At 58.3% G+C, this 18,814-nt stretch carries 20 protein-coding genes; 18 read left to right on the top strand and 2 right to left on the bottom strand.

The features are described from left to right. Window positions 1-7: 7 nt before the first annotated feature. The 10 genes from ACVWY1_RS05830 to ACVWY1_RS05785 all read left to right on the top strand — a co-directional run bounded on the left by ACVWY1_RS05830 (window position 8) and on the right by ACVWY1_RS05785 (window position 8,549). The gene (locus ACVWY1_RS05830; protein WP_457377938.1) at window positions 8-433 is read left to right on the top strand and encodes a phage tail assembly chaperone; all 426 of its coding nucleotides are present in this window, start codon (window positions 8-10) and stop codon (window positions 431-433) included. A gap of 102 nt (window positions 434-535) precedes the next feature. Further along, window positions 536-1,702, top strand: a complete 1,167-nt coding sequence (locus ACVWY1_RS05825; RefSeq protein WP_457377937.1) for a phage tail sheath subtilisin-like domain-containing protein — start codon at window positions 536-538, stop codon at window positions 1,700-1,702. A 12-nt stretch (window positions 1,703-1,714) separates the two neighbouring features. After that, on the top strand, window positions 1,715-2,224 hold the full coding sequence (locus ACVWY1_RS05820) for a phage major tail tube protein (RefSeq protein ID WP_457377936.1): 510 nt from the start codon (window positions 1,715-1,717) through the stop codon (window positions 2,222-2,224). A gap of 27 nt (window positions 2,225-2,251) precedes the next feature. After that, complete coding sequence (locus tag ACVWY1_RS05815; protein WP_457377935.1) at window positions 2,252-2,548, top strand: phage tail assembly protein; 297 nt, start codon at window positions 2,252-2,254, stop codon at window positions 2,546-2,548. 131 nt (window positions 2,549-2,679) lie between these two features. After that, window positions 2,680-5,289 (top strand): phage tail tape measure protein, encoded by a 2,610-nt coding sequence (locus ACVWY1_RS05810; RefSeq protein WP_457377934.1) that lies wholly within the window; start codon window positions 2,680-2,682, stop codon window positions 5,287-5,289. A gap of 9 nt (window positions 5,290-5,298) precedes the next feature. After that, on the top strand, window positions 5,299-6,141 hold the full coding sequence (locus tag ACVWY1_RS05805) for a phage tail protein (RefSeq protein WP_457377933.1): 843 nt from the start codon (window positions 5,299-5,301) through the stop codon (window positions 6,139-6,141). Continuing rightward, window positions 6,116-6,322 (top strand): tail protein X, encoded by a 207-nt coding sequence (locus tag ACVWY1_RS05800; RefSeq protein WP_457377932.1) that lies wholly within the window; start codon window positions 6,116-6,118, stop codon window positions 6,320-6,322. Before ACVWY1_RS05805 ends, ACVWY1_RS05800 begins: the two co-directional genes overlap by 26 nt. A gap of 57 nt (window positions 6,323-6,379) precedes the next feature. Next, window positions 6,380-7,432, top strand: coding sequence for a phage late control D family protein (locus tag ACVWY1_RS05795; protein ID WP_457377931.1), 1,053 nt, complete (start codon window positions 6,380-6,382; stop codon window positions 7,430-7,432). A gap of 23 nt (window positions 7,433-7,455) precedes the next feature. Further along, the gene (locus ACVWY1_RS05790) at window positions 7,456-8,007 is read left to right on the top strand and encodes a glycoside hydrolase family 19 protein (protein WP_457377930.1); all 552 of its coding nucleotides are present in this window, start codon (window positions 7,456-7,458) and stop codon (window positions 8,005-8,007) included. Beyond that, the gene (locus ACVWY1_RS05785; RefSeq protein WP_457377929.1) at window positions 8,007-8,549 is read left to right on the top strand and encodes a lysis protein; all 543 of its coding nucleotides are present in this window, start codon (window positions 8,007-8,009) and stop codon (window positions 8,547-8,549) included. Before ACVWY1_RS05790 ends, ACVWY1_RS05785 begins: the two co-directional genes overlap by 1 nt. Here the strand turns inward: ACVWY1_RS05785 and ACVWY1_RS05780 are convergent. After that, a complete protein-coding gene (locus ACVWY1_RS05780; RefSeq protein ID WP_457377928.1) occupies window positions 8,546-9,082 on the bottom strand; it encodes a hypothetical protein in 537 nt (178 codons plus the stop codon). The two genes, ACVWY1_RS05785 and ACVWY1_RS05780, sit on opposite strands and share 4 nt — an antisense overlap. Window positions 9,083-9,266: 184 nt before the next feature. On the opposite strand from ACVWY1_RS05780, the gene ACVWY1_RS05775 reads away from it, so the two are divergent. Beyond that, window positions 9,267-10,061 (top strand): DNA adenine methylase, encoded by a 795-nt coding sequence (locus ACVWY1_RS05775; RefSeq protein WP_457377927.1) that lies wholly within the window; start codon window positions 9,267-9,269, stop codon window positions 10,059-10,061. A 431-nt stretch (window positions 10,062-10,492) separates the two neighbouring features. On the opposite strand, the gene ACVWY1_RS05770 is transcribed toward ACVWY1_RS05775, so the two are convergent. Next, entirely contained in the window at window positions 10,493-11,194 is a 702-nt protein-coding gene (locus tag ACVWY1_RS05770; protein ID WP_457377971.1) for an SOS response-associated peptidase family protein, read from the bottom strand. A 107-nt stretch (window positions 11,195-11,301) separates the two neighbouring features. Here ACVWY1_RS05770 and ACVWY1_RS05765 point away from each other — a divergent pair, with 107 nt between their 5' ends. From ACVWY1_RS05765 to ACVWY1_RS05735, 7 genes are all read left to right on the top strand, one after another. Next, the gene (locus ACVWY1_RS05765) at window positions 11,302-11,730 is read left to right on the top strand and encodes a LexA family protein (RefSeq protein ID WP_050704511.1); all 429 of its coding nucleotides are present in this window, start codon (window positions 11,302-11,304) and stop codon (window positions 11,728-11,730) included. Further along, window positions 11,720-12,991, top strand: coding sequence for a translesion error-prone DNA polymerase V subunit UmuC (gene umuC, locus ACVWY1_RS05760; RefSeq protein WP_457377926.1), 1,272 nt, complete (start codon window positions 11,720-11,722; stop codon window positions 12,989-12,991). Before ACVWY1_RS05765 ends, umuC begins: the two co-directional genes overlap by 11 nt. A 280-nt stretch (window positions 12,992-13,271) precedes the next feature. Then, window positions 13,272-14,048 carry a hypothetical protein gene (locus ACVWY1_RS05755; protein ID WP_457377925.1) on the top strand — a complete coding sequence of 259 codons (777 nt, stop codon included), beginning with the start codon at window positions 13,272-13,274 and terminating at the stop codon, window positions 14,046-14,048. Between the two features lie 339 nt (window positions 14,049-14,387). After that, a complete protein-coding gene (locus tag ACVWY1_RS05750; protein WP_457377924.1) occupies window positions 14,388-14,990 on the top strand; it encodes a hypothetical protein in 603 nt (200 codons plus the stop codon). Window positions 14,991-15,695: 705 nt separating this feature from the next. After that, window positions 15,696-17,270 carry a hypothetical protein gene (locus tag ACVWY1_RS05745; protein ID WP_457377923.1) on the top strand — a complete coding sequence of 525 codons (1,575 nt, stop codon included), beginning with the start codon at window positions 15,696-15,698 and terminating at the stop codon, window positions 17,268-17,270. Window positions 17,271-17,528: 258 nt separating this feature from the next. After that, a complete protein-coding gene (locus ACVWY1_RS05740) occupies window positions 17,529-17,849 on the top strand; it encodes a hypothetical protein (RefSeq protein ID WP_457377922.1) in 321 nt (106 codons plus the stop codon). Between the two features lie 310 nt (window positions 17,850-18,159). Beyond that, window positions 18,160-18,654 carry a hypothetical protein gene (locus ACVWY1_RS05735; RefSeq protein WP_146022622.1) on the top strand — a complete coding sequence of 165 codons (495 nt, stop codon included), beginning with the start codon at window positions 18,160-18,162 and terminating at the stop codon, window positions 18,652-18,654. Window positions 18,655-18,814: the final 160 nt, after the last annotated feature.

Raw genomic sequence — 18,814 nt, 5'->3', positions numbered from 1 at the left:
GGTAAGCATGGACATTTGGGCTAAGTGGGTTGAGGCCGATCAGCGGTTTTCGTTCGACCTCAGTGACAACGGTGGGGCCAAGATTTCACGCAAGCGGCATGCGGAGCTTTTGGCGGCCGAAGCCTCGGGGCAGTCAATAGCACCGGGCGATGATGGGGCGCCAACGTTGACTGAGCGACAGCCGCCACCCCTCGAGTTTGTGATGGAGCGGGAGCGCGCTTGGCGCACTGTAGAGCTGTCCCGCTACGAGTGGGTGGTTACGCGCCACAGGGACGAGGTCGAACTGGGAGGCGTAACGACGCTCACGGCTGAGCAATATGCCGCGCTGCTGGCCTACCGGCAGGCGCTGCGTGACTGGCCAGCGGCCGACGCCTTCCCGGCGCTGGCCAACCGTCCGGTAGCACCGGATTGGCTTGCCGAGTTGATCCTGTAAGGCCCCGCCCGTCGGGGCTTTTCTTTTGGCGTTGTCGGCTATGGCCGGCGGCACCTTTCCAGGCCTCGCGCATGCGGGGCCTTTTCGTATCTGGAGACTTGCATGAGCGGTTTTTTCCACGGCGTTACCGTAACGAACGTCGACACCGGCGCGCGCACTATCGCGCTGCCGTCGTCCTCGATCATCGGCCTGGTCGACACCTTCACCCCTGGTCCCGATGCCACGGCCAAAGCGAATGACCTGGTGATGATCACCAGCGAGCGCGAGGCGGTGGCGGCCTTCGGTGAGGGCGCGGCGATCACCAAGGCCTGCCGCGCCATCTACACACGTGCCAAGGCGGTCATCGTCGCCTGTGGTGTGGCCAAGCTTGAAGATGCCGCCGAGCAGACCTCGGCGATCATCGGGGGTACGAAGGCGGGCGGCCAGCGCACTGGTCTGCAGGCGTTGCTCGACGGCAAGAGCCGGTTCAACGCCCAGCCGCGCTTGCTGATCGCGCCCAAGCACAGCGCGACCCAGGCCGTCGGCACCGCCCTAGTGGCCCTGGCTGACAAGCTGCGCGGGATCGCCGTCCTCGACGGCCCCAACACCACCGACGAAGCAGCTGTCGCGTATGCCGGCGAGTTCGGTGCCAAGCGTGCGTTCCTGGCCGATCCGGGCGTGCGGTTCTGGGATACCGACGCGAGTGCCACGGTGGACGCGCCCAGCTCGGCCTGGGTGGCCGGCTTGTTCGCCTGGACCGACCGCGAGTACGGGTTCTGGGCCTCGCCGTCGAACAAGGAGTTCGTCGGCATCACCGGGACTTCGCGGCCTATCGAGTTCCTCGACGGCGATGAGACCTGCCGGGCCAACCTGCTGAACAACGCCAACATCGCCACGATCATCCGCGACGACGGGTACCGCCTGTGGGGCAACCGCACGCTGTCGAGCGATCCGAAGTGGGCCTTCGTCACCCGCGTGCGAACCATGGACATCGTCATGGACGCGATCCTCTACGGCCACAAGTGGGCCGTCGACCGCTCGATCACGGCCACCTACGTCAAGGACGTGACCGAGGGCCTGCAGGCGTTCATGCGCGACCTGAAGAACCAGGGCGCGATCATCAACTTCGAAGTGTTCGCTGACCCGGAGCTGAACACTGCCAGCCAGCTGGAGCAGGGCAAGGTGTATTGGAACATCCGCTTCACCGATGTCCCGCCTGCCGAAAACCCTAACTTCCGCGTCGAGGTCACGAACCAGTGGCTGACCGAAGTTCTCGACGCCAACGCATAAGGAGCGACCCGCATGGCAATGATTCCCGAAACCCTGGCCAACCTGAACCTGTTCGTCGACGGCGTCAGCTTCCAGGGCGACGTGCCCAGCCTGACCCTGCCCAAGCTCACCCTGAAGATGGAGGAGCACCGCCCGGGCGGCATGGACATGCCGATCGAGATGGAGCAGGGCATGGAGAAGCAAGAGGCCGCCTTCACCACCACTGGCATTCGCCGGGAGGCGCTGAAGTTCTTCGGCCTGGCTGACGGCACCGCCTTCAACGGTACGTTCCGCGGCGCCTTCAAGGGCTTCAAGGGCAAGATCACCCCGGTGATCGTCACCCTGCGCGGCGCGCTGAAGGAGGTCGACATGGGCGACTGGAAGTCGGGCGACAAGGCCGAGATCAAGCACAACGTCGCGGTGACCTACTACAAGCTCGAGGTCGACGGGCGCCTGATCTACGAGATCGATGCGCTGGGTATGAAGCGCGTGATCGACGGCGTCGACCAGCTCGCCCAGCAACGCCAGGCCCTAGGCCTCTAACGCATTCACAGACAAGGACAACACCCCATGAGCAAGAAGATCCCCGCTTATCTGCAGGTTGAAGCCGACCGCGTCATCGTCACCTTGAGCAGGCCAGCCGAGTGCAATGGCGTGCAGGTGGACAAGCTGAGCCTGCGGGCGCCGACGGTGCGCGACATCCGCGCTGCACAGCAACTCACCAACGGTGACGACGAGCAACGCGAACTGAACCTGTTCGCCTCCCTGGCCGAGGTCGGTGTGAAGGACCTGGAAGGCCTGACCCTGAAGGACTATTCCCGCCTTCAGACCGGCTATTTTCGTCTGGTGCAAGACGACGAACTTTGACCCGCGGCTCCAGAAGCAACTGGCCAAGCGGCTGGCGAAGGAGCTGGGTTTCTCGGCGATCGAGATCTCGGCGATGTCGTGGATGGACATCGTCTGGTGGCTCACGGATTGAGCCTGCAGGAGGGTAGCGCATGGCAAAGCTGGCGATCGCGCTGGAAATCGGTGGGGCCGTTGCTGCGTCGCTGGGTTCGGCATTCGGCACTGCCAAAGGGCATATCAAAAAGCTCGAGGAGAGCGGCAGCCGCGCTAAGGTGTTGAAGAACACGATCGGCGAGACTATCAAGCTCCGGGAGGAATGGAAGAAGGCGCACGACAGCGGCTCGGCGGCGGCCTCCGGGCTGCAGCGGCGCCTGGATGGAAATCTCGCGGCGTTGAAGAAACAGGGCGTCGAGGTCGGCCGGCTGTCCAAGGAGTACCAGCGACTCGGGCGCGAGGCAAAAGCTGCAGATCTGCAGCACAAAGGCCGGCAGCAGATCGATGCGGGCAAGTCGTCGCTCAAGTCCAACATCGGTGCCACCGTGGTCGGCGCGGGTCTGGCGGCGATCCCAACGAAGATCAGTGCGGACTATCAAGCGATCATCCGTGACATCGCGATCAAGTCGGACATCGTCAACAAGCCGCAAGAGGCCCAGCTCAGCCGGGCGGTAATCGATACCGCGCGTGATACCGGGATGTCGCGTAACGACGTGGCGGACTTGATCAACCAGCTGGTCGGTGCCGGTATGGAGGTGGACAAGGCCACGGCCTATGCGCCGACGGCGGCGAAATTCGCCGTGGGCCAAGGCTCCTCGGGCGTCGACACGGCGGCGATGATCCAGGCGCTGCAGCAGAACGCCAAGATCACCGATCCCAAGGTCATGCAGCAGGCGTTGGAGGCCATCGCGTACCAAGGGCAGGCGGGCAGCTTCGAAGCGTCCGACATGGCCAGGTGGTTTCCGCAGTTGCTGGCCGGCATGGAGAAGAATGGTGTCACCGGGTTGGATGCGGTGACGTCGCTGGGCTCGATGCTGCAGGTGCAGATGAAGACCGCTGGCAGCGCCGACGAGGCGGCGAACAACTTCAAGAACTGGATTGAGAAGATCGGCGCCGGTGATATCCAGAAGAACTATGCAAAGGCCGGGATCGACTACCAGAAGTCGCTGAACACGGGCCTGCAAAAGGGCATGAACGTCATTGAGGCGTCCATGGGCCTGGCCATGCAGTACGTCGAGAAGACCGACCCGAAGAAGGCCCAGGCGATGAAGGACGCCCAGGCCAACATCGATAAGGAGGCTAACCCGGAGAAGGTCAAGGCGTCGCTCGAGGCGCTTGAAAGGAGTTTGCGTACCGGTGATGTGTTCGCCGACATGCAGGTCAAGGCGGCGCTCACGGCCTACGCGCAGAACCGGGGGCTGTACAACACCCTCAAGGCCGATTCGGCTGATGCGAAAAAGGTAGGGGGCATCCTCGACAAGAACCTGGCCGAGCGTCGGGAAACGTCCAAGCAGCAGTGGAGCGAGTTGGGCCAGGCCGTGGATGACTCGATGCGCAGCATTGGCGATGCGATCCGCCCGGCCACTGATCTGCTGGCGACAGGGCTGACCAAGATTGCTCATGGCATCACCTATCTGTCGGACAAGCTGCCTGGGTTGGTAATGGGCATTTCGGGCGTTGGTGCGGCGGTCATGGCGTTCCTCACGGCCCGCAGCGCGCTCAGGATCGGGCGTGGGGTGTTCAACCTCGCACGTGGCCGAAGGATGGGGCGTGGCGCCGGTGGCGAGGGTGAGATGCCGGAGACGGGCAATCCGGTGGTCGATGCAGGCCTCGGCGCGTTAGGCAAGGTGTTCGGCGCGGGTGCTGCGAACGATGATCGTGGTGGCCTCGCGAGCGATCCGCAGCGTGTGTTTGTCGTCAACGCCAAGGACCTCGGCGGGTTTGGCTCATCGGCCGGCGTGGGCGAGCCGGGTGGTCGACGGCGCCGCCGGCAGCCGCGCAGGGGCCGGGGTGGGCCTGCGCCGCGTCGATCTGCTCCTACAGCGGCTGTCGGCCGAGTCGCTCGAGCCGGGGCTGCGACAGGTGTGGTGGCCGCAGGTGCTGCGACGGCTGCAGCGGAGGTCGGGCGGATAGGCCGAATGATGGGCGCAGTCGGCAAGGTGTCGAAGGTGGTCGGCAGGCTCCCAGGCGGGAAGGTCCTCGATGCGGGCATGACCGTGGTCGAGACGGCCATGAACGCTAAAACCCAGGATGAGAAGGCCGAGGGCTACGGCAGCGCGGCGGGCGGGTTGGCCGGCGCGCTGGCGGGCGGTGCTGCAGGTGCGGCGCTCGGTTCTGTTGTGCCCGTCTTTGGCACGGCGATTGGTGGTGCCATCGGTGCTGCGATCGGTGGCCTCGGCGGTGAGGGCCTGGGCGGCTGGTTGGGCAAGAAGCTGTTCGGCGAAGACGAGCAGGTGGCGAAGGCCGACAAGGACAAGGCCGCGCCAGGGGATGTCGCGCGATCGATCGCAGCTGCAGCGCCCGCTCCCACGGCGCCCGTTGTGACGCAGGCGCTCGAGCAGGCCAAGCCGAAAGCGGACCCGCCCAAGGTCGACCAGCAGTTCTCCTACATGCCCAACATGCCGATCACGGTTCAGGGTGACGTCAAGGATCCGCAGCAGGTGTTCCGCTCGCTCGAGGGGATGATCCGCAACAGCTGGGAAACCTGGTCACGGGAAAGCCTGGCGCGCCAGGCCGCTGGTCAGCTCTTCGATCAACCTCACGTTTAAGGAGGTGCCATGGCCTACATGGCGTCCATGCAATCGACGCTTTCGTCGTTGATTGCGGCGGGGGAGGCTGGCCGTACCAGCCTCGACGGAATGCTCGGCCCGCTGACCGGTGCTGTCGGTGACATGACCGGCGCTGCCTCGGAGCTTGAGAACCTGCCAGTCCTTGGCCCGGCCCTCGGCCAGAAGCTGCAGCGCACGATGCGAGCCATCAACGCGGCCCAGTCCTCAGTGGGGCAGGTCGCATCAACCTATAGCCAGGTAGTAAGCGGAGCGGCAGCGGTGCAAGACCGCATCGGCTCCCTGAAGGAGCAGGCCGGCAGGGCCTCGGCGGCGATTAGCCGCATCGCGGGGCAGGCAAGCCCTACGCTGGCCAACATCCTGCCGACCAGCGCGCTCGCGCCGCTGGCCGCGCCGGCAGCCGACGCTATCAAGCCATTCCCGCACCTGCTGATCCTGCAGCCGCTCGATGCCAAGCAGCAGCCGTACTACTTCAACCTCGATACCGCGGCCTTTGACGAGCTGCGACGGCAGACCTCGGCGCGCTGGGCCGGCCAGGAGCGCCTGACGCGAACCATTGCGCAGCAGGCGGTCGGGCAGGGCGAGGACAAGATCACGCTCAAGGGGGTGATCTTCACCAGCAGGGGCGGGATCAAGCAGCTGGATGCGCTGCGCACCATCGTCCACCGGCTGCACCCGGTCAGCCTGGTGACCGGTTACGGCGACGTGCTGGGTACCTGGTGTTTGACCAGCCTGGACGAAGAACAGGGCGCGCTGCTGGCCGGCGGCATTCCGCGCAAGCAGGGTTTCTCACTGGAGTTCGTGAGTTATGGCAATGACATGCAGAACGTCTGACGGGGATCTGCTGGATACGCTGTGCTACCAGCATTACGGGTACCTCAACGGCACCGTCGAGCTGGTGCTGCAGGAGAACCCGGGGTTGGCGGATGAGCCGCAGCCCTACCGCGCCGGGGTGATTATCGTGCTGCCCGAGCTGGCAGCACCGTCGATCGAGACAATCGAGCTGTGGGGATGACCCATCGCACCACACCGAGCCCCGCCCAGTGCGGGGCTCTTTCATTCTGGAGGGGCTATGCAACCCACATTCCGCATCGTCGCTGATGGCCGGGACATCACGATGCTGATCAACGACCGACTGATTCTGCTGAGAACCACCGACAAGCCCGGCATGGACTCCGACGAGTTCGAGCTGCGGATCGATGACCGCGACGCCGCAGTGGCTTTGCCTGCGCGTGGTGCGCGGATCGAGGTCCACCTGGGCTACGTTGGCCAGGCGCTGGCTCGCCTGGGCCGATACACCGTCGACGAGATCGAGGTCTCGGCGCCGCCCCGCACCATGGTGATCAGGGGCAAGGCCAGCGACATGCGCGGCACCGGCAAGACCACACGCAGTGGCAGCTGGGAAGGCGTGCCCCTGTCGCAGATCGTCCGCGACATCGCCGCGCGCAATGGCTGGACTCCGGTCTGTCCGGTGCAGACGAAGGTCGATCGCGTCGACCAGCGCAACGAATCCGACTTCAACTTCATCACCCGCTTGGCAAAGCAGTACGACTGCACGGCGAAGGTGGCCGACGGCAAGCTGCTGGTCATGCCCCGGGAAGCCAGCCTGAGTGCCAGCGGCAAAGCCTTTGGCACGGTCACGATTACCCCGGCGGATGTGAGCCGGTGGCAGTTCAGGCTTGGCGATCGCAACGCGCAGGCGGCGGTGAAGACCACGCACCAGGACAAGAAAACTGGAGCGCTGGCCGTCATCGAGCTGAGCAACGAGGACGCCCCCACCGGCCTGCCAGGCGTACACACCGATCGACACATCTACCCGAACAAGTCGGCAGCCCAGCAGGCGGCCAAAGCCAAGCTCGCCGCATTCAATCGCAGCACGGCCGGCGTGCGCCTGCAGCTGGCTGGACGAACCGATCTCTTCGCTGAACGAGTGATCAACGCCCAGGGCTTCAAGGATGGGCTGGATGGGCAGTACCTGGTCGACAGCGTCGAGCAGACGTTCGATGCCTCTGGCTGGTCAACCGCGGTGGAATGCAACGGCGGGAAGAAGGGCAAGGCCAAAGGCAAGGGCAAGAAAACCAAATCCGACAAGCCACTGAAGGTGGTCGCGGTGAACCCGGCCTGAGCGGCCACAACAGGAGAATCAAGATGACAGTCACCCTCAAGCAGCTGCAGCAGATCCTCCCCAACGCCGGCACCCAAGCCGGCGTTTTTCTTCCTGTCTTGAATGCGGCGATGGTGAAGTGGGGGATCGTCACTCTCTTTCGCAAGCGTGCCTGGCTCGCCCAGGTCGGCCATGAGTCGGGCCAGCTGCGCTACGTTCGCGAGCTGGGCGGCGATCAGTACCTGAGCAAGTACGACACCGGCAAGCTCGCCGCCCGCCTGGGCAACACACCCGAGGCGGACGGTGACGGCCAGAAGTACCGCGGCCGGGGCCTGATTCAGGTCACTGGCCACGACAACTACAAGCGCTGCGGCGAGGCCCTGGGCCTGAACCTGCTGGCCTACCCCGAACTCCTCGAGCGCCCTGAGCATGCCGCGGACTCGGCCGGGTGGTTCTGGCATCAGGCGGGCCTTAACTCGCTGGCCGACAAGGGGCCGTCGGCGTTCGAAGCCATCACGCGCCGCATCAACGGTGGCCTGAATGGCCAGGAGGATCGCTTGGCGATCTACAGGCGTGCCGAGCAGGTGCTGATCTGATGGGCCTCGAATCGCGGCTAGCCCTGCTGGCCCTGGTGTTCGGGGCGGTGGTCGGCGCACGGCTTGCCTGGTTGTGGCAGGCCAACGAGCTGTCCACGCAGGCGGCAGGCTACGAGCAGCGGCTTGCGACAAAGGATCTGGAGCATAGCCGGGAGCGGGAGGGTGCTGCGGTGGCGGTGCTCGGTCAGCTCGAACAGCAGCAGGCAGCCAGGCGCGCGTTGGAAGATCGCCTGCAGGCACAGGACCAAACCCACTGGAAGGAGATGAACGATGCTCAACAAGCTCAGGCTCGCCTGCGCGACCGGCTTGCTACTGCTGATCTGCGGCTGTCAGTCCTGGTCGACGCCGGATCCGTTGCCGCCCAGGGTTGTCGCGGTGAGGTGCGAGCGCCCGCCGGCACCGGAGGCGTGGTGGATGGAGCCCTACGCGCCCAACTTGACCCAGCGCATGCTCGACGAATTATCGCCATCACCGACGAAGGCGATCGAGGACTGATCGCGCTGAGAGCCTGTCAGGCATATGTTAAAACTTTACTTCGTTAGTTTTTAGGGCGCTTCACGTCTAACTTCAAAGGGTTTTTATAGGCTCGGCGTTCGGTACGCTGCATTACTTCGTCTCTGAACATGGACATGGCACAACTGAAAATCAACGGCATAACCGCCATCCAGTAGAGCATGGAATACTGCGCGTTGGTGGGTGCGATTACTGTTTCCGGTAACAGCAAAGCACCAATTGCGACGCCCGAGCCTGTTCTGAGGATGGTTTGGAAGCCGGTTCCTGCTTCTGCAACGATCTTGTGAATGAAGTTAAATGTCAGCTTGCCTCGGTCCGAGCCGAATCGGACTATGTATTTCATTATGATCAAAAGCGCATAGGGGGCGAGCATCCATGCGTAGTAATCAATTATAGGCCCGATGGCTAAAAGCCCTGAAACCATCTCGTCTAGTGTTTCTGAGCTTTTGCTGAACAAGTAAATGGGAAGCGCTCCAAGTAACACTGCTAGAGATAGCTCTGTTGGAAGCTGCTTTATGAGCTTTAGAGTGTCTTCCTTAAAGTTTGTAGATCTCTTACCCATGCCCATTCCTTGAGGATTCGCTATGTAGATATGAAAAGGGGCGAGCTGGGTGGATGCGTCAACATCCAGCCTGGCTCGCCGAACCCGCAGACCCTTCCTGCAAGTCCAGCCGTGGCCCCTGCCTTGTGCACAAAGCGCGGCGAGCCTAACACCTGTTCATCCATACAGTAAAGACTTGCAATCAATGACCTCTCCAATCATCCCCTGGATGGGCGGCAAACGCCGCTTGGCCGACCGCTTGATCCCCCTCTTCCCCCCTCATGAATGCTATGTAGAAGTCTTCGCTGGCGGTGCCGCGTTGTACTTCATGCGGCCCCAGGCCGCTCCGGTGGAGGTGCTCAACGACCTCAACGGCGACTTGGTGACGCTGTACCGGGTGGTGCAGAACCACCTCGAGGAGTTCGTGCGCCAGTTCAAATGGGCGCTCAGTTCGCGCCAGATCTTCGAGTGGCAGAAGATGACCCGCCCCGAGACGCTGACCGACATCCAGCGCGCCGCCCGCTTCTTCTATCTGCAGCAGCACGCCTTCGGCGGAAAGGTCACCGGGCAGACGTTCGGTACCGCCACCACGGGACCGGCTATCAACCTGCTGCGCATCGAGGAAAACCTGTCGGCCGCATGGCAGCGCCTGGCCGGCACCTACGTCGAAAACCTTTCCTGGCACGATTGCGCCGAGCGCTACGATCGAGCGCATACGTTCTTTTACATGGACCCGCCTTACTGGCAGACCGCCGGCTACGGCGTCGATTTCCCGTTCGAGGAGTACGAGCGGATGGCTGACTTCATGCGGCGCTGCAAGGGCAGGGTGATGGTCAGCATCAACGATCACCCGGACATCCGGCGGGCCTTCGATGGCTTCCACTTTGAGTGCCTGGATATCCGCTATAGCAACACCAACCAGAGGCAGGGCAAGGCCGATGTGACCGGTGAGCTGGTAATCATGAACTGGCAACCGTCAGAGCTGCAGCAGCTTTTCTAGCTGCATGTATTGAAGCAAACGCACAACTTCAATAAAGAGGATGATGATCAGGTCTGTGGTATGCATTGCTTTCTCCGGGCTGAGCTGGCTTGCCCAGCAGAATTGAATTTGCTGGGTTAGTCGTTGCTGTAAGTTGCCTGGAGATTAGAGCGATAAGCTTTGCTTTTTGTCAATGCTTTAACTTCAAGATTTTTCTGGATCCCCGCTAGCCCGCGCCCCGCCTGTGTCAAGGGGGGTGTGGCTTTCAGAAAGTTTCTCGATTGAAGGGTTTTAGGTTGCGTAATTTGCGCAATTTAAGTTTGTTAAGTGATTTGTGTCGTTTGTATCGCTTGCGCAACCTTGGTAAATGATGAAAGTTGCTTGTCTATCGTTAGATGGCTTGAAGATAGTTAAAGATATCTTCTGATATCTGGATGTTTCAACGGTACGCATTAGGAGACCTTTTCGGTTAAGGGGGCTATCAATTGCGGACCTTGATTTCGCACATTACCCACGTCTTTCGCTACCAGATACCACTGGAAGTCGGTGGTCGGCCTACACCCTGTCTCCACGATTTCTACTGCACGCTCAATCGAGGTATCTGGGTCTATCCACTCCCGAGCTAATTCGGGGCTCAGCACCAGAGGCTTGCGGTCGTGTATATCGACGAGGCCTTGGTCAGCTGCTGCGGTGATGATCACGAAACCGTCGCGCTCATCTGGTTCGATGCGCGAGTGGACTTCTGCCAGCGCCGCGAAGAACAGCGGGGCCTCGTCCGCAGCCTGGATGTAGTAGGGTTGCTTGCGCTTCGGGTCCGCAGGATCGGGTATCCACTCGAACCAGCCATTCGCCGGCGCCAAGGCTCGGCCATTCGGCCAAAGCGACTTGAAGAACTTCCCCGTCATCACCGTCTCGGCCCGCGCATTGATCGGGTCGGGCCGCTTCCCCTTCGCCCAGAACGGCGACCATCCCCACTTCACTCGATCGACGCTCAGCCCTCCGGGCGCTGGCCTTATCAGCTCTACCCGGGTAGAGGGCGCCACGTTGTACCGGTTGATCCGCTCATGGTCGTACCCATTGATGACCACCAGATCGAGGGCCAGCTGCCTCAGGTAGTCGTCCATGCTCTCGTAGATCGAGTACCTCCCGCACATACCACACCTCGCTCGTTTGTCGGCTGCCTCGCGTCCGCGCATTGACGTAGGAACGGTCTGACAGTTTACTGTATGAATATACAGCTATTCATTTGAGTTGATCTGCCATGACCATCACCTTCCTGGGCGCGCCGACGGGTGGCCCTGCGCTGCTGCCGGTGTATTCGTTCCGTGTACCGGCCGGATTCCCTTCACCGGCGGCGGATCATCTGGAGCGTCATATCTCCCTCGACGAGCTGTTCGACCTGCGTGCCCCGCACGTGTACCTGGTGCAGGTGGAGGGCGACAGCATGCAGGGCGCCGGGATCTTCTCGGGCGATCTTCTTATCGTAGACCGCAGCAAGGAGGCCGAGCACGGCGACATCGTGATCGCCGCGATCAACGCCGAGCCCGTGTGCAAGCGCCTGTACCGGCGCGACGGCGTGCTGATCCTGCAATCGGAGAATCCCGCCTACCCACCGCGGCACGTCATGGAAGGCGACGACCTGGTCATCTGGGGTGTGGTTCGCTACAGCGTGCGCGATCATGCCCAGTGACCAGGTGTTCGCGCTGATTGACTGCAACTCGTTCTACGCGAGCTGCGAGCGCGTGTTCCGGCCAGATCTGGCCAAGACGCCTATCGTGGTGCTGAGCAACAACGACGGCTGTGTGATTGCCAGGTCATACGATGCCAAGCCCTACGTGAAGATGGGCGAGCCCTATTTCCAGGCCAGAGAGAAGCTGCGGCGGCATGGCATCGTGGCGTTCTCGTCCAACTATGCCCTGTATGGCGACATGAGCGAGCGGGTCATGTCGCTGATTGAGTCGATGGTGCCTGCGGCCGAGGTCTACTCGATCGATGAATGCTTCGCTGACCTCACGGGCGTGCAGGGGAGCCTGACCCAGTTCGGCCGGGAGGTGCGCGCCAAGGTGCTGCGCTGTACCGGTATCCCCGTCGGTGTGGGGATCGCACGCACCAAGACCCTGGCAAAGCTCGCCAACCACACTGCCAAGCGCCTGCAGGCGCATACGGGCGGGGTGGTCGACATCACTGATGACTTCAAGCGCGATTGGGTACTGCGCAACACCGAGGTGAAAGAGGTGTGGGGCATCGGCCGGCGAATGACGGCGCACCTCGAGGCGATGGGCATCCGCATGGCCATGGACCTGGCGAAGGCCGACCCGCGAATGCTGCGCGACAAATTCAGCGTGGTGGTGGAGAAGACCGCGCGCGAGCTCGCCGGCACGCCCTGTCTCGAGCTGGATGAGGCGGACCCGCCGAAGCAGGAGATCTGCTGCAGTCGGATGTTTGGCAAGCGGCTGACGGAGCTGACACCGATCAAGCAGGCGGTGGCCACCTACACCGCGCGAGCAGCGGAGAAGCTGCGCGCCCAGGGATCGGTATGCAAGCGTATGCGGGTCAGCATCCGTACCGGGATGTTCAATCCGGACGAAGCCAAGTATGCCAAGGGCGCCTTGGTTGAGCTGCCATACCCAACCAACGACACGCTACTGCTCACCAGGGCGGCCACCGAAGCGGCGGGGCAGGTCTACCGCTCAGGTTTCCGCTATAGCAAGGCCGAAGTTCTGTTGATGGATCTGCGGCAGCCGGGGGAGTTCAGCGATGATCTGTTCGCCGTGACGCAGCCGGTGGCTTGCGATCGGTTGATGTCGATGCTGGACGAAATCAACGGCAAGTACGGCCGAGGGACGATGCGCACGGCCAGCGTCCCCGACAGCCCCGACTGGGGGATGCGGCGCGAGATGATGAGTCGTTCGTACACCACTCGGATCGATCAGCTATGGCGAGTCCGGTAGGAAGGCAGTTCAGATCATGGGGCAAAAATGGGGCAAACTGAGCGCCATTCCATGCCCCTCTATGCCCTTTGGACTCTTCACCGGCAGGTGGAGAAATGCGCCCAAGCCCTTTGCGTATGGGGCTTGGGCGCATTTTTTCGTCAATACTCCAGCACAATCGGGGTGTGTTTTATCTGGCTCTATGAGTACTATTTTCGTAGCGGATGTGCTACCGCTTGATGACTAGGAAGGGGGCGGCTATCAAGCGCCTATAGGGATTTTACGTGTGGGGAATCCTGGTTTGAGCGATTTTCAGAAATTACTAAATCACGGGGTGTGTATAGCCGGCTCGGCTGTTGGTGCAGCAATGGGCTCCCTCATTTCGCCAGCCGGTACTATGGCAGGAAGTGCAATCGGGGCGGTGGTAGGGGAGTCATGCAAAATCGTTTTGAATGATCTGGCTCAGAGATCATTGTCTCCTAGAGAGAGTCAGCGCGTCGCTGGCGTTGCTGCCTTGGCAATAGACAAAATCCGCGATGAACTACTGTGGCGAGAAAGGCGTGATGACGGTTTTTTTACTGAGTTGAACGGTAACCCTTCTCCTGCGGAGGAAGTTTTTGAAGGTGTTCTTTTGGCTGCGAAAAATGAGCACGAACAGCTCAAGCTCCCATACCTTGCCAATTTCTTCGCAAATTTAGTGTTTGCACCATATATAAAAAAATCGGAAGCAAACTACTTGCTGGTAATGGCTGAGGGACTGACCTATCGGCAATTTTGTCTCTTGCAGCTAATAAATGATATTTCAAGTTTTAAGGTGAGAAGTAAACGTTGGGCAGAACAAGATGCTATGCATCCAGAATCGCATGCGATTACCGTTGAAGCTTTGGAGCTATATCAAAAAAGTTTGGTTGGCGAATTCAGTTTTGAAGCCAAGGGCGGTGCTGCCAATATCTACCATCCTGGACTCTTAATACCAGCAGGCTCCATGATTAGTGGGGTGGGTATCAAGCTCTGCATGCTGTTGGGGCTTCACGTGATTGAGAAAAATGAGCTGGAGGCGCTTGCAGAGGCTTGGTAAATCTCTGCTGGGTGAAGGGATATTTTAAATTTGACGAGTCAGTCAGGCCTCCGGCAAGTTCGTCCATGGGCATGCTCCACGTCATTGGGATTTGGGGCAAATCTAGGGCACATTCTAGGCCTTTCCAGGCCGTAAACCGGCAGCGGGCGGGTTCAAATCCTTATCGCACCGCCATGTGCGAAGTGATCGAGGCCCCGAAAACGTTGAAGTTTTCGGGGGGGGCGAGGCACTATTAATATACCACCGACTTTTCTATAAATTTGCTTATGCGATAGAGCTTGTTCATGCGTTTGTCTAGATAGAAACTTTGCAAAATGGCTCGGGTCAGGGGAGGGGGAAATGAGTAGGAAAGTTAGTCAAGCTGATATTGGATCTAAGGTTATAGGTGTTAGGTCTGTTGGGGATATGCTTTTCAAGCTGCATTGGGAGTTGATGCAGTTGGCGATCGCTCAGAGTAAGAGTCGCAAGGGGCTATCGGCGGTAACGGCTGCGACCTACGGTGCTTTCAACAGTGCTGTGACCGCATGGCATGTCGTCGATTGGGCATGGGCGGCTCTTTCGCGTGAGCAGAAAAAACTGGTGTGTCCAACAGGAAAGCTTGATGAGTTCAAGAAAAGTCTCATTATTGACTGCCCTGAGCTTGGTGTTTGTCAAGCTCTTACCAACAACGGAAAGCACGCAATTGCGACTTACGGGCCCAGTCTCAAGGTACGCGAAATTATCGGCATGCAGTCTGTTCCGGTAGGGCAGTTGAGAGCAGGTGATCCGATCCGGACGATTCAACATGAGATCTATCTGAGTGATGGAGACGTCGAGCTACCGGCAATCGTTGTGTTCCGGAAGGTGGCCAGATTCCTTCAGGCAAGGCTCCTGAAGCTTGAGCTACTTGATGAGCGGTGGAAGGAGGCTTCCTTCTTCGATGAACCCGCTGCTGCGCACTGAAACGTAACGGAGATAAAGGTAAGTTATCAATGAAAGCAGGTCATGATAAGCCCGTTGACGCAGTGGCTGCACGAGTGGTCGCAAAGGGTGAGCAGTTTGAATACCAGGCAGCTGGCACGAGTCTGGATTCTGATCTGCCATTGGCTATTAAGCCAGTTCCCGATGCGGCGCAATCAAACCCCTCGTTCAAAAATCATACGGGAGCGCGATTTGGAAGGTTCACGGTCATAGGCCTCTCCGCTGACCGAAAAGGGCGTTGGGTATGCCGTTGTGTCTGTGGTCGATACTCGATGCGAAGCAGCTCGGCCATAGTCTCCTCTGCTGAAGATGCGTGCTGCGATCAGTGCTATCTGCAGGCAGTTTCAAAGCGTCATGAGCATCTGCGTCGTTCCACAAAAGACCGCCCAACCAAAGATTTTCTTGTATGAGGGGGGCAAAAAGAGTTCGAACCTATGTCACCGCTTAGGGCAAGTTTAGGGAAAATCTGGGGCCGCAATAGGGCCGTATAGCTCCATTTGTGCCGTTCGGGTCGTTAGGATGCGGTCTGATGTTCCTCGCGGGCGGGTTCAAATCCCTATCAGATTGGCTAGACTGATTCGCATAATGTAGTTGAATGAGCGGGTGGAGTAAGAGAAGTTCTGTACGGCGATTCAGTGGGTCGCCAGATGTATGGAAATATCTGTGCTTACTTGGTGGGAGGAGATTATGGTTGAAACACGCTATTCCTATAAAGTGAAGGCCTTGTCTCGCGAGTTGTCAGGCTATGATCATTTTACCGTCATCGAGGCAGCTTTTAAAAATTTGCAGGTGGAGAAAGCCGACAAGAAAGATATGCTGCAGCGTCTCCCCTGGGTCCAGTTCTTTTTGCTTAAACTTGCGTTGCTTGCTCCATCAGGAAACAAACGTATGGATGCTAGCACATTTGCTAGGCTTGCTAGTAAGCTTCATAGATTGCAATTTGAGGCTTCGGGCTTGGCTGGGGGTGATGTTGTGCTTAAGCTAAGGCCGATGATGCTACAGCAACTGTGGTATCAGGCGCAGAAAGATCATACTTACTTAGATTTTATAAGGCAGGGTGCTTTTTTTTCGAGGGATCCTTGGTATCAGGAGGGGTTCAAGTCGGTTGCTGGCATAAGCTTGGATTCTTTTTATAAGATATCAATGCACTTTGTCACTGTAGCGCTGGCTCATACTCATTCTGTGGTTGATCTTAATTTGATAGGCGCGATTTATTATCTTTGTCCTAGCGTTCCTTTTGAAGATTTATTAAGATATTTGAAATTGACTGGTATTCGGACTGCTGACCTTCCCTTGTATTTTGAGGCTCATAGGTTAGAGGGTTTTTGCGGTGGCGAGTTCTTTCAGGACACTCCTTTAAAAGATCGACCTATATTGATAAATGGTACGGACTTGCTGGTTTATGATATAGATATGTTTTTTTCGAGTATGGCGCAATATGTTCCGACGGCTTTGAAAAAGGTGAAGGGGTTTAAGGATAAGTTTGGTTTGGATTTTGAGCGGTACGTTGATGATGTGCTGCATCACTCAGGGATTAAATACTGGAAAGAAGGAAGGGATATTGCTGAGTTCTACAGGGTTAATGGTATAAAGGGTAAGGTCATCGATTTTCTTGTTGAGGGCGATGAGCACGTTGTTTTAATTGAGAGCAAGGCTATTGAGCCTAGTCCTATAGTTAAAACGGCAACTGACCCTGAGTTGCTTAAAAAGTTGCTGGGTGAAAGTTTTATTAAGGCAATTAAGCAAGGGTTTCATACGGCTTGGTGTTTGGGTAAGACGCAAAGGTTTTCCGGTAAAAAATTCTCGCTGCTTGTAGTTACGCATATGGATTTTGGTATTTATGGCGGTAGGTGGGTTTCGGATTATGTTGATAAAGGACTTGAGGGGTGGGCTGAAGAAAATTATCCCCAATCCCCTTTGTCGTTGGATGACGTAATATATTGTACAGTCGCCGATTTGGAAGATTTGTCGCGAGGTCATGCCGCAGCTGCTTTTGATTTTGTAGATGTGGTCTCAAAGGCAGGTGTTTCAAATCTCGAAACGCATCAGCAGAAAATGGTGTTTTCACAGATGTTCAAAGATTTGCCAAAAGAGCGTTCTCGGTACCAAAGTTCGATCTCAAAGCTGATGGATAAATCCATAAGTGATATGGAGAATCAGTTGCGGAATAATAAAAAGTGGTGGAGAGATGACGTGAACAAGCTGGTAGGAATTCGCGATAGGATATTGCTTGATCTCAATTCTCAGTCGTATTACTTCTGACTAGCTAGCAAGGAAGTAAAATCGCTGGTAGGAATTAGATCGTGTTCTACCTGGTAACGAATAACAGGTGTCGAAGTAAAACTCTGTTCACATCAGGTTGGTACAAAAATGGTACGCGGTTTGGTATGGTGATCTGAAAGCCTTTATTTTCAAGGCTTTGCAGTAAAATGCGGCCAATCCATCATCGGCGCCACGGAGAAGCGGCGGGATGGCTCGGGACGTGGTGCAGTGGGGGTAGCGGCTTGAGAATGCATAAGTGTGGGGCACGAACTCAGCGAAGCCAGACGGCAGGGGGCGCTGGCAGGCAATGTGAAGAATGAATGGTTGCCAGTTTACCAAGCATGGCGGGATTCGTCCGAACTGATCGGCGATAAGCCGCTGTTATGCATCGGCACCGGAAGCCACGCCAACTCGTTTTCCATGCAACGCCTTGAATGCTGCTCCGATGTGCCAGGTTTGGGGGCCGATTGGAATGGCAGCCTGCGGATCTGCGTGAGGCTAGATCTGTGTCGTAATACCTTCGATGGCGAGCAATTGCTGGGCATTTTCGAGTTGCCTGCGGGTACCCTTCAGCCATAGCCGGCCTGTTCCCGCTAGAAGGAACAAGGTGTCGGGATAGGAGTAGACGAGTTTCTGTCGTAGCTTGATCACGGCAGCTTTGCTTTCACGAGAGAGCGAAGCTGCCAGCACATAGATCTTCCCCGCAACCGGCTCATGGCCTGGCTGGCGATGGTACAACCTCAGTACTGGCTCACGAGCGTTGTCGCAGCGCAGCCAGAGCTCATTTCGAGTTGGAGGGTGGCGAGTTGCCTGCATTGGTCTAGCTTTCAGGGTAGCCAGCGAAACGGCAGTAGGCTGAGACCTATAGTTAAGCTAGGGAGCAATAATAATGAACAAGAGACGCATTGGTTTAATGGTCGGCTGGTTGGTTATTGTGACTTCATTGTTTTTTAATGCCGCCAAAGCGGACCCTAGGCCCGTGTTAGCGGGAATGATTCAGCAGTTGCAGACCGGTACACCCAACCAGATGTGGTATGGGCCACAGCTCTGGCAAACAATTGCGATGCAGACCGGCAATAGTGGATACTATCCAGCCCTGGCTGCGCTGGGGCCAGTTACCAATATTACAGTTATCGGTTCTCAGGGGCTGCCGGGTGGAGCAATTTTTAATCTTGTTGCTACGCATCAAGGCGGTCAGTCAACGTGGTTTATGGGCATTGGCGCGCTGAGTAACAGAATAGAGTATGCAAATTTCAACATCGGCGCGAACTTACCATCGCAACCAATTCCAAACCCCACCCCAACGCCCACCGCTACGCCCTCTACACCGACTAGCCCCTCTAATGACGGAGGAGCCTGCTCAATGTATCCCGACTTGTGTTAGTAGAGGGTAGAATCATGCTAACAAGACGCCGGACTGTCCTGGGAGGGTTGCTTACTATCGTCTTTAGTTATGTTAATTCCTCTCGTTGCCTTGCAGAACATGGGGGAGATCATTATCACGGATGTTTTATAACTGCGCCACAAGCTCGGCAGCTTTTGGG

It is taken from the genome of Pseudomonas sp. TE6288 (assembly GCF_054062095.1).
Note: the sequence above shows the minus strand (reverse complement) of the source record. Positions and strands in the feature narration are given on the sequence as shown.

Bases quoted from the DNA above. Each gene is read 5' to 3' on its own strand.
- ACVWY1_RS05785 (WP_457377929.1), top strand. From the start codon at position 8,007: ATGGGCCTCGAATCGCGGCTAGCCCTGCTGGCCCTGGTGTTCGGGGCG.
- ACVWY1_RS05770 (WP_457377971.1), bottom strand. From the start codon at position 11,194: ATGTGCGGGAGGTACTCGATCTACGAGAGCATGGACGACTACCTGAGG.
- ACVWY1_RS05805 (WP_457377933.1), top strand. From the start codon at position 5,299: ATGGCCTACATGGCGTCCATGCAATCGACGCTTTCGTCGTTGATTGCG.
- ACVWY1_RS05745 (WP_457377923.1), top strand. From the start codon at position 15,696: ATGGTTGAAACACGCTATTCCTATAAAGTGAAGGCCTTGTCTCGCGAG.
- ACVWY1_RS05765 (WP_050704511.1), top strand. From the start codon at position 11,302: ATGACCATCACCTTCCTGGGCGCGCCGACGGGTGGCCCTGCGCTGCTG.
- umuC (WP_457377926.1), top strand. From the start codon at position 11,720: ATGCCCAGTGACCAGGTGTTCGCGCTGATTGACTGCAACTCGTTCTAC.
- ACVWY1_RS05810 (WP_457377934.1), top strand. From the start codon at position 2,680: ATGGCAAAGCTGGCGATCGCGCTGGAAATCGGTGGGGCCGTTGCTGCG.
- ACVWY1_RS05780 (WP_457377928.1), bottom strand. From the start codon at position 9,082: ATGGGTAAGAGATCTACAAACTTTAAGGAAGACACTCTAAAGCTCATA.
- ACVWY1_RS05790 (WP_457377930.1), top strand. From the start codon at position 7,456: ATGACAGTCACCCTCAAGCAGCTGCAGCAGATCCTCCCCAACGCCGGC.
- ACVWY1_RS05750 (WP_457377924.1), top strand. From the start codon at position 14,388: ATGAGTAGGAAAGTTAGTCAAGCTGATATTGGATCTAAGGTTATAGGT.
- ACVWY1_RS05830 (WP_457377938.1), top strand. From the start codon at position 8: ATGGACATTTGGGCTAAGTGGGTTGAGGCCGATCAGCGGTTTTCGTTC.
- ACVWY1_RS05775 (WP_457377927.1), top strand. From the start codon at position 9,267: ATGACCTCTCCAATCATCCCCTGGATGGGCGGCAAACGCCGCTTGGCC.
- ACVWY1_RS05800 (WP_457377932.1), top strand. From the start codon at position 6,116: ATGGCAATGACATGCAGAACGTCTGACGGGGATCTGCTGGATACGCTG.
- ACVWY1_RS05815 (WP_457377935.1), top strand. From the start codon at position 2,252: ATGAGCAAGAAGATCCCCGCTTATCTGCAGGTTGAAGCCGACCGCGTC.
- ACVWY1_RS05825 (WP_457377937.1), top strand. From the start codon at position 536: ATGAGCGGTTTTTTCCACGGCGTTACCGTAACGAACGTCGACACCGGC.
- ACVWY1_RS05820 (WP_457377936.1), top strand. From the start codon at position 1,715: ATGGCAATGATTCCCGAAACCCTGGCCAACCTGAACCTGTTCGTCGAC.
- ACVWY1_RS05735 (WP_146022622.1), top strand. From the start codon at position 18,160: ATGAACAAGAGACGCATTGGTTTAATGGTCGGCTGGTTGGTTATTGTG.
- ACVWY1_RS05795 (WP_457377931.1), top strand. From the start codon at position 6,380: ATGCAACCCACATTCCGCATCGTCGCTGATGGCCGGGACATCACGATG.